Source organism: Flavobacterium sp. (assembly GCF_035292545.1).
GTDB lineage: Bacteria > Bacteroidota > Bacteroidia > Flavobacteriales > Flavobacteriaceae > Flavobacterium.
In genome coordinates this window covers 1-12524 of record NZ_DATDPV010000073.1, presented here as the reverse complement: position 1 = coordinate 12524, position 12524 = coordinate 1, and the positions used below count along the sequence as shown (strand labels likewise).

10 protein-coding genes are annotated in these 12524 nt (G+C 34.7%); 1 reads left to right on the top strand and 9 read right to left on the bottom strand.

Translation table 11 applies throughout. From position 1 onward, the window contains the following. Positions 1-38 precede the first annotated feature (38 nt). The 4 genes from VI621_RS12120 to VI621_RS12105 form a co-directional block, all read right to left on the bottom strand. The gene (locus tag VI621_RS12120) at positions 39-980 is read right to left on the bottom strand and encodes an NAD(P)H-dependent flavin oxidoreductase (protein WP_324218659.1); all 942 of its coding nucleotides are present in this window, start codon (positions 978-980) and stop codon (positions 39-41) included. A 44-nt stretch (positions 981-1024) separates the two neighbouring features. After that, positions 1025-2626 carry a S8 family serine peptidase gene (locus tag VI621_RS12115; RefSeq protein WP_324218658.1) on the bottom strand — a complete coding sequence of 534 codons (1602 nt, stop codon included), beginning with the start codon at positions 2624-2626 and terminating at the stop codon, positions 1025-1027. A 25-nt stretch (positions 2627-2651) separates the two neighbouring features. Further along, positions 2652-3839: a tRNA 2-thiouridine(34) synthase MnmA gene (gene mnmA / locus VI621_RS12110; protein WP_324218657.1), complete on the bottom strand. Its 1188-nt coding sequence runs from the start codon at positions 3837-3839 to the stop codon at positions 2652-2654. Between the two features lie 119 nt (positions 3840-3958). Further along, positions 3959-4630, bottom strand: coding sequence for a hypothetical protein (locus VI621_RS12105; RefSeq protein WP_324218656.1), 672 nt, complete (start codon positions 4628-4630; stop codon positions 3959-3961). A 489-nt stretch (positions 4631-5119) separates the two neighbouring features. On the opposite strand from VI621_RS12105, the gene VI621_RS12100 reads away from it, so the two are divergent. Next, a complete protein-coding gene (locus VI621_RS12100) occupies positions 5120-6079 on the top strand; it encodes a fasciclin domain-containing protein (protein ID WP_324218655.1) in 960 nt (319 codons plus the stop codon). Between the two features lie 55 nt (positions 6080-6134). Here the strand turns inward: VI621_RS12100 and yidC are convergent, their stop codons facing one another. From yidC to VI621_RS12075, 5 genes are all read right to left on the bottom strand, one after another. Continuing rightward, positions 6135-8048, bottom strand: coding sequence for a membrane protein insertase YidC (gene yidC, locus VI621_RS12095; protein ID WP_324218654.1), 1914 nt, complete (start codon positions 8046-8048; stop codon positions 6135-6137). A gap of 18 nt (positions 8049-8066) precedes the next feature. Continuing rightward, entirely contained in the window at positions 8067-9680 is a 1614-nt protein-coding gene (locus VI621_RS12090) for a CTP synthase (protein WP_324218653.1), read from the bottom strand. A 140-nt stretch (positions 9681-9820) separates the two neighbouring features. Beyond that, positions 9821-10051, bottom strand: coding sequence for a DUF3820 family protein (locus tag VI621_RS12085; RefSeq protein WP_324218652.1), 231 nt, complete (start codon positions 10049-10051; stop codon positions 9821-9823). 82 nt (positions 10052-10133) lie between these two features. Beyond that, the gene (locus VI621_RS12080) at positions 10134-10535 is read right to left on the bottom strand and encodes an OsmC family protein (protein WP_324218651.1); all 402 of its coding nucleotides are present in this window, start codon (positions 10533-10535) and stop codon (positions 10134-10136) included. Continuing rightward, a complete protein-coding gene (locus tag VI621_RS12075) occupies positions 10536-12461 on the bottom strand; it encodes a LysM peptidoglycan-binding domain-containing protein (protein ID WP_324218650.1) in 1926 nt (641 codons plus the stop codon). Between the last annotated feature and the right edge of the window lie 63 nt (positions 12462-12524).

Here is a 12524-nt window from a genome sequence, read left to right as displayed (position 1 = left end):
TAATTTTATCGGTAATTAAACCTTTTATCGACTATTTTCTAATTGAGGTTTATTACCTCTTTTTTGGCAATTTCAAACTCTTCCATCATCTCTTTTACAATTTGGCCAGCGGGTTTAATATCGTTTATTAATCCTGCAATTTGACCTATTTCGAGTTCTCCTTCTATTAAATCTCCTTCAAACATGCCTCTTTTAGCTCTGGCCCTGCCTAAAAGCGCTTTTAGTTCTTCTGGCGTTGGACATTTTGCATATAATTCCTGAATATCCTGATAAAATTTATTTTTTATCAATCGAACAGGAGCCAATTCTTTTAAAGTCACTTGCGTATCACCTTCTTTTACTTCAACGATGGTTTGTTTAAAATTATTGTGTGATGACGATTCAACCGAAGCAGCAAAACGGCTTCCTACCTGAACCCCATCAGCACCAAGAACCATCGCGGCAAGCATTCCTCTGCCTGTAGCAATTCCGCCAGCAGCTATCAATGGAATGGAAATCTGTTCTTTTACCATTGGAATTAAAGTAAAAGTGGTAGTTTCTTCTCTTCCGTTATGTCCGCCTGCTTCAAATCCTTCGGCAACAACGGCATCAACACCAGCTTCTTGTGCTTTTAATCCAAATTTTGAACTGCTTACAACATGAACAACAATGATGCCATTTTCTTTTAGGAATGAAGTCCACGTTTTTGGATTTCCTGCAGAAGTAAATACAATTTTTACGCCTTCATCCACAATAATTTTCATGATTTCCTCAATGTTTGGGTACAACATCGGGACATTAACCCCAAAAGGTTTGTCGGTGGCTTTTTTACATTTTTGAATGTGTTCCCGCAACACTTCCGGATACATGGAACCGGCTCCAATTAATCCTAAACCGCCGGCATTACTAACTGCACTGGCTAATTTGTAACCGCTGTTCCAAATCATTCCGCCTTGAATTATTGGATATTTAATCTTGAAAAGTTGGGTGATTTTATTCATTAATTGTAATCTGTGGATTCGTTTATTTTACTAATCGGGAATACTTAATTTTTTATGATTTTACCATTCAGCGTTTTTTCTGCGGAAGCAATAGTATAATAATAAATTCCGCTACTTAATGATTCTAAAGAAATATTCTGACTTTGGTTATTTATTTTTTGGCTCAAGACCATTTGACCTAAATTATTATAAAACACCATTGTGCTTGACATAAAGTTTTCCGGAATTGATATCGTAACAATATCTTTTACTGGATTTGGGTACAAAATAAATTCGTCTGCATCAAATTCAGCTATTGAAAGCGCATTATTTAAAGCCAACTGAAAATCCGGAATTCCATAACCGTATTGTGCGTTTGGAGTTGCAAAACGGTCGGCCGATTGCTTTACAAACTGAATGATTTGAGTATTGGTAAACGAGGGAAAAGCCTGCCAAAAACTGGCAATCATTCCAGCCATAATTGGTCCGGAAAATGAAGTTCCATTTCCTGTGGTTATAGTACCGGCGGTATTAGACAAAACAGAATTTTGACCTTGAGCCATAACATCAGGTTTTACCCTTCCGTCAAATGATGGCCCAATAGAACTAAAACTCGCGTAAACTTCAGTTGAATTAACTGCGCCAACTGCTAAAACATTTATGGCATCAGCCGGAACCGAGATATAAGGATTTGCTGAAGCTCCCGAATTTCCTGCTGAAACAACAACTATCATACCTCTGCTAAATGCCTTGTCTGCTCCACGGGATGCAAAAGAGGTTATTCCATTTAAATCCGCATAAGTATAACTGTATGCCGGATTATCATAAGTAAAATAGCCTAATGAAGTATTGATTACATCTACGCCTAAACTATCGGCAGTTTCTGCAGCTTCAACCCAAAGCGATTCCTCTAATGGATTTTCTGAAGCAACATCTTCAGTAATAAATAAGTAGTAAGATGCGTCAGGGGCAGTTCCAACTAATTGATTATCAACATAACCGCCCATTGTAGAAAGCACCATAGTTCCATGAGAATTTCCCGAATAAAAATTGGTATTTCTTCCCACAAAATTATAACCGCCAAGAATTTGATTGTTATCTCTTAGCCTTTTAAAAGGCAATGCCAAGTTTACATTTGGAAATCCGGCATCCAAAACTGCAATAATTTTTCCGGTACCAGTATAATTTTGTTGGTGCAATAAATGGCCATTCAGCATTTGAATTTGATTTGCAGAACTGCCGTAATTAAAATTAACCTGTGTATCTAGAACTTTCATTTCCACTGGTTTTGCGGCTTTATTACCAGTATTTAATGAATGATTGGCAAAATCAACATGATCAACAAATGAAAGCAAACTCAATGAATTTATTGCGGATTCTGTTCCTCGAATATGAACGGCATTCATCCATTTTGACTGGGCGAAAACTGTAATGTCAGTTACCGCTTCAACTTGAGCAACATACGGCTGATGAATGGGTATATCTATGAGGTCAAGAGGAATATTTTGAGTGGTTCTTCTATCCAAAGCTCTTTGTGACAGCATTTGTAACGGATTGTCAAAATAGTACTGCGCATTAGGCTTATTATTAAAATAAACCCAAGCATCTTCTTGAGCAAATGTAATTATTGAACTAAAAAAAGAGATTAAAAGTAATAGTTGTTTCATAGCCTTCATTTTTAAAAGCACTAAATTAGGAAATTACTCCCGAACCAACTAATTCGTCCTCAAAATACCAGGCAGCAAACTGTCCTTCGGTAATAGCAGATTGCGATTCTTTGAACGAAACGTACATTCCGTTTTCAAATTGATGCAATGTAGCTTTTTGCAAAGGCTGGCGATAACGAATTCTGGCCATCACATCCATGGTCTCACCATTGGCTAAAGTCAAATCTTCACGAATCCAGTGCACTTCTGATTTTTCTATAAAAAGTGCTTTTTTGAATAATCCCGGATGCTGACTTCCTAATCCAGTATAAATGGTATTGGTTACAACATTTGTAGCAATGATAAACAAAGGCTCAGTTGTTCCGCCCACACCTAAACCTTTACGTTGTCCGTTTGTGAAATAATGAGCTCCTTGGTGTTTTCCAACCAATTTTCCCATTTCCGGAGTATACGAAATGCTTTTTGATTCAAATACTAAAGCTTCAATTTCTGAGTTGAATGTTGGTTTCTCCTCGTTATAAACGGAATTATTTTTATCAATTTGAATAATCGAACCTTCTTTCGCCTGTAATTTTTGTTGCAAAAATTCTGGCAAACGAACTTTTCCGATGAAGCACAATCCTTGCGAATCTTTCTTTTCGGCTGTAACCAAATCCATTTGAGCAGCTATTTCACGCACTTCAGGTTTGGTTAATTCGCCAATTGGGAATAATGATTTTGATAATTGCTCTTGTGATAACTGACAAAGAAAATAGGACTGATCTTTGTTATCATCAGCTCCGGCAAGCAATTGATATACTTTTTTTCCGTCGACTTCAATCTCGCCTTTTCTGCAATAATGTCCCGTTGCCACATAATCGGCACCAAGACTTAGAGCAATTTTCATAAAAACATCGAATTTTATTTCGCGATTGCACAGAACATCAGGATTTGGAGTTCTCCCTTTTTCGTATTCGCTGAACATATAGTCCACGATTTTTTCTTGGTATTGTTCGCTTAAATCAACAGTCTGAAATGGAATTCCTAACTTCTCTGCAACTAAAAGCGCATCATTGCTATCTTCCAACCATGGACATTCATTAGAAATCGTCACAGAATCATCGTGCCAATTTTTCATAAAAAGACCAATTACTTCATATCCTTGTTTTTGCAACAAATAAGCCGCAACACTAGAATCTACACCGCCAGAAAGACCTACAACAACACGTTTCATTTTATCTTATTCAAAAATTGATTGCAAAGGTATTACTAATTTTGGCTTTTGAAAGTTAATGCTTTTGTAAATTTAGATTCTGAAATAGAAAACAAAATATAGCGAATTAACTTATAGCGTTAATTAGGTTTTGAAGTGGTTTTACTTTTCGGTTTTGATGCTTTTCTATAAGCACTCATATTTTCTTGGCTTACTAATTTTCCATTTTCGAAAAATTGCCACATTCCGGATTTTTTTCCTTCTTTGTATAAACCTTTTGCTACAACATTTCCTTCGGGATCTTTGTAGATTGCTTGTCCGTGAAATTCCCCTTTTTTGTAAAAGGAATCTTCCAGTACAATTCCTTTTTCAGTGTATTTTTTGTAAATTCCTTCTTTTACATTGTTTTTATAGCTCGTTTCCTCTGCTATTTTTCCGTTTGGGAAATACACTTTTCTGACACCTTCTAACTTTCCGTTTTTATAATTTTCGAGGGTCATAAGGGTTTTTGAAGCTTTATGGTAATATTTCCATTGACCTTCATACAACTTATTGACTACTTTACCCTCACTTACCTTATTTTTCTTTTGGTCGAAAAAAATAGTATACGCTGAATTGTCCTCTTTATTAAACTCTCTGGTTGCCATAACCGATTGGACGTTCTCATTGTCATAAAACGTAAAAACACCAGTTTCTTTTCCGTGTTCGAAAGTGCCTTCATATCTTGGTCTTTTTGATTCTTCATAGAATCCTTTCCAAAGACCGTGTTTATTGCCTTTTTCGTCTACTTTGTTAAAATCAGTTTGTGCCATTAGCGTTTGACTGAAAAGAAATAATACGAAAATTCTAAAAAAACAAAACTTGATTTCTTTCATTATATGAATGGATTTATAGATATGTAACTGCTTTACAGCATTTTTATTTCAACAAATTTACATTTTAAAATCATTTCTCAATTTCTATTAACTTTTGATTTAGAAAACATTACAAATTTTGAACCAAATAGAAAAAAAGCATCAGATTTTTCAATTCCAGAACTATAAAAAGATTGGAAAATTTTAATTTTTAAAACCTAAAAAAAAATATTTCAAAATGCGGATTTTTGTTTAACATTATCAAGTAATTTTTTAGATTAACTATCCTTAAAAACATCTATACAATTGATTTTCAATTGTTTTAAGAAATTAAACAATAGTTAATGATTTTGTAAATTTCTACATTGTTTAATAATTTTATAAAATAATTAAACAAAATATCGAAGTGATTTATTAATTTAGTGCAAACATTTAAACTTAAACGTTATGAAAAATTTATTGAAAATCAGAAAGTTAGCCTTTATTGCTTTATTTGCGTTAATAGGCACCTCATGCAATGATGATGACAATGAAGTTGCACCTGTTGATAATACTATAACCGGTATTGCCACCAGAAATGCCAATTTATCAATTTTAGTTCAGGCTTTATTGAAAGCGGACTTGGCAACAACACTTCAGGGAAGCGGACAATTTACCGTTTTTGCACCGACTAATGCAGCTTTTACGTCGTTTTTAAGCGATAATGGTTTTGCTACACTAGATGATGTCCCTACGGCTACTTTGAAAGAGATCTTATTAAACCATGTGGTTAGCGGTTCATTCCAATCAACAGTTTTATCTACAGGATATATTAAAACTTTGGCAAAAGGTTCCGCGTCGGACATTAATACTTTGAGCCTGTTTGTAAACACTGCTTCCGGTGTAAAATTAAATGGAGTTGCAACGGTAACTACTGCTGATGTCACTGCTTCAAATGGTGTTATTCATATCGTGGACAAAGTCATTGGTTTGCCAACCATAGTAACACATGCTACAGCAAACCCTAATTTTACGTCTTTAGTGGCGGCTTTAACCAGCGCGGGACAACCCGATTTTGTCAGTATATTATCCGGTGTCGGACCGTACACCGTTTTTGCGCCAACCAATGCCGCGTTTACAGCTTTAGATGCAGAATTAGCCCCAGGAGGGATCGCAGGTGTTTCTAATGCTAATTTGACAAAAGTATTACAATATCATGTGGCAAACGGAAATGTCCTGGCCGCAAGTTTAACCGAAGGCCAAATGGTTTCTACTTTACTAACGCCTCAAACTTTTACCATACAATTAACCGATGGTGCAAAAATTATGGATGTAAATAATAGATTATCAAATATAATTGCCACGGATGTGCAATGTGCTAATGGCGTAATTCACGTTTTAGATAAAGTATTGTTACCTGCTTTTTAATTTACCAATTGAATTAAAAAATAAAAAGCTCCCATTTTACGAGAGCTTTTTGTTTTTATTTTTTCTTTTGTTGTGCTTTTTGAGCTTCTGCCTGTTCCATCATCTCTTGCATTTTACGCTGAAACTTGCCTTGTTTTTTCGGCTCCTTCAATTTGTTTTCTTGAATTCGAGCGTGAATTTTAGCATCATCAACGATATAATTTTTGATAACCAACATAATTGCAATGGTAATCAAGTTAGAAATAAGGTTATACAAACTCAAACCAGAACCATAATTATTGAAGAAAATCAACATCATTAATGGTGAAACATAAATCATTATTTTCATCATTTTAGCCATATCCGGCATTCCTTCTTGTTGTGGTTGCGCCATAGCCTGGTCTCCAGAAGTCATTTTCATATAGAAGAAAATCGCAATCGCTGCCAATAATGCAAACAAACTCACGTGATTTCCGTAGAAAGTTGAGATGATAGGAATGTGCTGTTTCCATGTGAAAATAGCATCAAATGAAGATAAATCGTCTGCCCAAAGGAACCCTTTTTGTCTCAATTCTATTGCTGATGGGAAAAATTGAAACGAAGCATACATAAACGGAATTTGTATCAATGCCGGAATACAACCCGCCATTGGATTAACTCCTGCTTTATTGTACAATTTCATTGTTTCCTGCTGTTTCTTCATTGGGTCTTTTTTGAACTTTTCTCCCAATTCAGTAATTTCCGGACGCAATACTTTCATTTTTGCCTGAGACAAAAATGATTTATACGTGATTGGCGACATGGCAATTTTTATGACAATCGTAAAAATAATAATCGCAATACCGTACACAATAAATGAACTCAAAAATCCAAAAAGCGGAATAAAGATGAATTTATTAATCCAACCAAAAATACCCCAACCCAATGGAATAATTTCCTCCAAATTTTTATCGTAAGCCTTTAATATTTTATAATCCGATGGACCATAATACCAGTTCATTTTATAATCTACCTCGCCATTATTGAACGCTAAAGGTATATTTGCTTTATATTGTTTGGTATAAACAGTATCGATTGTTTCATCATTAACTAAATTATCCGAATACAATTTAGCATTTTCAAAAGGTGTTTTGGTTAACAGAATTGACGTAAAGAAATGTTGTTTGAAAGCAATGTAAGTAACTTTCTCAGCCGTTTCTTCTTCGCCTTTTCCTGCACCTAAATAAGTATCTTTTCCTTCCTCATATTCGTAAATCACTTCAGTATAACGATTTTCGTAAGAAATGCTTTTCTCGTTTCTGAATGCTTTCAAACTCCATTCTAAATCCAATGGTTTTGAAGTATTCAAGACTTTACTTAAACCTTGTGAACGAACATCAAAATCAAGCATGTAGTCGTTCGGTTTCAATACGTATTTGTATTCCAAAAATTCGTTTGCTCCCGCTTTTAGACGCATCGTAAGAATCTGATTCTCCCCAACTTTTGTCAAAGTAGGTTCAAAAAACAAGTCTTTTGTATTTAAAGTACGATTGTCCTGCGTTTGCATTTGAATGTTCAAATTGGCATTGTTGTTTTTTATCAATTCAACAATTTCGCCTGAACCTTTTTTAAATTTTTCGAAGTTTTTCAATTTTGCTTCGACAATATACCCTCCTTTATTAGCAATTTTTAAGATCACTAATTTATTTTCGATAGTCGTAAAAGCTTCTTTTGCAGAAGGTAATGTGGCAGAATAAGCGAAGTTACCTAATGTACTTTTCAGTTTTGATAATTGCAGAGAATCATTAGCGGTAGTGTCAATTGCAGCAACAACATTTTCTTTTGTTGCAACTTCTTTTGCTTTTTCAGTACTTACTACTTGTTCTTTCTTTGCTTTTTCAGCGTCGATTTCTTTTTGAGTAGGCCCATTGTTATACATGATCCAAATCAAAATTCCGAAAATTAACGCAAAACCAATTACTGAATTAAGGTCTAATTTTTTTTCTTTCATTATACTATTATCTGTTTTTTATTTTTTCTTCGCTTTTACAGTAGCGTCCACAAAACTCACGAAAAGAGGATGCGGGTTGGCAACGGTACTTTTATATTCCGGGTGGTATTGAACTCCAATAAAAAACGGATGCTTCTCTAACTCCACAATTTCAACTAATCCTGTATCCGGATTTACTCCAGATGCTTTTAATCCTGCATTTTCCAATGCTTCCAAATAATCACCATTAAATTCATAACGATGACGATGACGTTCTAAAATACTGGTTTGTCCGTATATTTTATGAGCCAGCGTCTTTTCTTTAATATCACATTTCCAAGCACCAAGACGCATGGTTCCACCTTTATCGGTGATTGTTTTTTGCTCTTCCATCAAATCAATAACCGCGTTTGATGTTCCTTCGTTCATTTCTGTAGAATTCGCATCTTTTAATCCCAAGACATTTCTGGAATATTCGATTACAGCCATTTGCATTCCCAAACAAATTCCTAAAAAGGGAACATTATTTTCACGTGCATAACGAACTGTCTCTATTTTTCCTTCGATTCCTCTGCCTCCGAAACCTGGCGCCACAAGAATTCCATCTAAATCTTTCAATTTCTCGGCTACATTTGATGCATCAAGATATTCAGAATGTACAGAAACTACGTTTACTTTCGTTTCATTTGCAGCTCCTGCATGAATAAATGCTTCTAATATAGACTTATAAGAATCCTGTAATTCTACATATTTTCCAACCAGACCAATATTTACCGAATGTTTCGGATTTTTTAATCTATGAAGGAAAGTATTCCATTGTTTTAAATCCGGAATTGATTTTTCCGGCAAAGCCAATTTCTTCAAGGCAACAATATCAAGACCTTCTTCGAGCATCAAATTCGGCACTTCGTAAATCGTGGAAGCATCAATCGACTGAATCACGGCTTCTCTTTTTACGTTGCAAAACAAGGCTAATTTTTGTCTTAATTCATCAGATAATTCATGTTCGGTTCTACAAACTAAAATATCTGCTTTTATCCCGCTTTCCATTAATGTTTTAACGGAATGCTGTGTTGGTTTTGTTTTCAATTCACCTGCAGCAGCCAAATAAGGCACTAAAGTCAAATGAATTACAAGTCCATTATTTTCTCCTAATTCCCAAACCAATTGACGGACGGATTCAATATATGGCAATGATTCAATATCACCAACAGTTCCTCCAATTTCTGTAATCACAATATCAAAATTACCTGAATTTCCAAGCAATTGCATGCGTTCTTTAATTTCATTGGTAATATGAGGTACTACTTGCACCGTTTTACCAAGAAATTCTCCTCTTCGTTCCTTTTCAATTACCGAAAGATAGACTCTTCCAGTGGTTACGTTGTTCGCTTGAGAAGTCGGTACGTTCAAAAAACGTTCGTAGTGACCTAAATCCAAATCGGTTTCAGCTCCATCATCCGTCACGTAACATTCTCCGTGTTCATAAGGATTTAGCGTCCCTGGATCCACATTGATATACGGGTCAAATTTTTGAATTGTCGTTCGATACCCTCTTGCTTGTAATAATTTTGCTAAAGAAGCTGCGATAATCCCTTTTCCCAAAGAAGAAGTCACACCGCCAGTAACAAAAATATATTTTGTTTGATTCATTGTGTTGTTTGTGTTGTAGTTGTGTAAAAAACTTGGCAAAAATACGAATTTAATTCGATTTTTAGATTTTTGGAGTGTTCGATTTTTAGAAAATAACTTCTATCTGTCAATATAATAAACGAAGATTCGAATTATCTGAATTATGGTTTTGGATATCGTTTTTTAATATTTCGTATCAATTCCTCTAAACCATTCAGTTTTAACTCATATATAAGTTGAAGTTGCTCCCCCAATTCTCCTTTTGGAAAGCCTTTATTGCTATACCAAACGATATAATATTCAGGGATATCGATAAGATGCCAGCCTTCATATTTGCCAAAAGGCATTTTGGTATGAGCAAGTTTGATGAGTTGTTGTTGGTTTTTGTCCATTTTTGAAGAGAGAAAAAGAAGAAAGAGTATAGACTTTATGATTAAAATCTATACTCTTTCTTACCTACTTTATAATTCTATATTATTTCCAATTAAAAGTAATTTTCTTATCAATTTCAGGATTCAAACTCAAGAAAACTGGGCATGTCATGGCGGCACGCTCCAAAATAAGAATGCTTTTCTCGTCAGTCATTACATTCATATCAAATATGATTTCGATAGCTCCGATTCTTCTGGGTTCGGCTTGCATAACTTTAACTACTGAAGCGGTTGAGCCTGAAATTTCCACATTCATATCACGGGATTTTATACCCATAATCGTCATCATGCAACTTGCTAAAGCATTGGCAACTGTATCGGTTGGCGAGAAGGCTTCTCCTTTTCCGTTGTTATCAGTTGGTGCGTCAGAAATGAGTTCACTTCCGGATTGTATGTGTATTGACGATGTTCTTAAATCGCCTAAATAAGTTACTTTTGAGGTCATTTAGTTGGCTTCTTTTATGGTTAAATCTGTATCGTAATACAAGATATAAACTCCTGTGTTGGTGTATCCTTCGGCTGTTTTTTTGTTGTAGTTAAATTTATTTTCCACATATTCTGTGGCTACACTTCCAATAGTTTCTTCAAAACTTTTGTCTTGTGACAATCGCAGCATGGTATCAAAAGTCACATCAAAACCACGAGTGGCATATTGACTTGGGAAAATTTTGTTTTTCTTTTTATATGCGTTTTCAAATTGCATCCCTTCCACTGTTTCGTTTTCACGTGTTAATGAAGGATACAACATTTTCAGTTTGGTCAATCGACTCAAAGCGATTTCCTCAAAATCCAGTGTTGGATTGGGCTCAAGAATTACTAATTGTACCTGGTATTCAGACATCGCACTCATCATCGCATTTGTGATTGCGAAAATGGTTTGGGTTTTTTCCGATTCCATAATGACGTAATTCATCTTACCTTTTACTAATAATTTTTTCAAACTATCGGCTGCAAAACTTCCTTTATCATTCAGTCCAGTTATTTTTACGTCCTTTTGGTTTTCAGTAATATATTGTTTTATTGCCCCTTTTTTGGCAGAAATCACTGCAATAATATTGCCCTCTTTCGCACGCATATAGTCGAACATCGCATTTCTGACAAAATCAGTCGGAGGCATCGATTGGTATAAATTAGAATACGAAATTCCCGTATCTTTTGATAATGGTGAAATAACCGGAACATTATTTTTATTCAATAATTCCGCAACTTTTTCCACATTGTTTTGATAAAATGGTCCAATAATAGCATCCGCGTTTTCAAGATTTTTTTGTTGAATGAGATTGGCAATATTCGATGAATTTTTGGTTTCTTGAGAGTCAAATATTTTCACATTAATATTTAAACCCAATGTTTTTGCAGAATCAATCGCCATCAAAGCACCCGAATAGAAATCTAAAGTCATATTCAGAAATTTATCTTTCTTTAACCTTGCTGCGGTAGAATTTAAAGTATCGCTTTCTAATTTTGAAATATTAAAAGGTAATAACAACACCAAATCTTTTTTCTTGTTGCTTGAAATGCTTTTTGATAAATCGGCAAACTCTTTTTCAACATTATTAGCAATAGAAAACGTTGCAGGAATTTTTAAAATCATTCCTTCTTTCACTCCACTTATCAATTCAGGATTTAACGAAATCAATTCTTCCGGCGTCATCCCAAACATTTTTGTCAGGCTGTAAATTGTTTCTTTTGGCTTTACTTCATAATTAACATATGTGATAATTATTGGAGTTTTAACTTCTTCTGTTATGACGATTACATCTTTAACAGCTCCATTTTTTGACGCTTTTCCGCTGATGAACAATTTATATCCGATAGGCAAACCATTAACAATATCAGGATTTTGTTTTTCCAGTTGCTCTAGCGTTAATCCGTATTTTTTTGCAATGCCATATTTGGTTTCCTTTGGCAAAACTTCGTGATAAACAGTATTTTCCGATTTAGTTCCTGTGATTTTCACTCCGGTTTTACCTGGAATGATAATCACTTGACCTATTCTTAAATCTGTTGATAAAATTACGTTATTGGCTTTTTCTAAATCATCGACAGAAACATTATACGCTTTTGAAATGCTATACCAGGTATCTTTTGCGACAACAACGTGCGTTTTTGATTTAGTATTTGAATTCGTGTTTTCCGTTGCTTTTTGGGTTGCAGTTGGAATTAATAAAACCGAATTCGGCTGAACGCCATTTTTAGAATCCGGGTTCAGTTTATATATATCAAAGGGAGTGACTTTGTATTTTTGAGCAATTTGCGTTACCGTTTCCCCTTTGGCGACCGTATGTTTCAAATATTTCCCTTGTTGGGCAGAAGCGCTACAAGACATTAAAAAAACCGAAACACAAACTGCTAAAAAATACTTCATCATTTATATTTTAAAAATTATTCCCATTCTATTGTTGCAGGTGGCTTTGAACTAATATCATACACC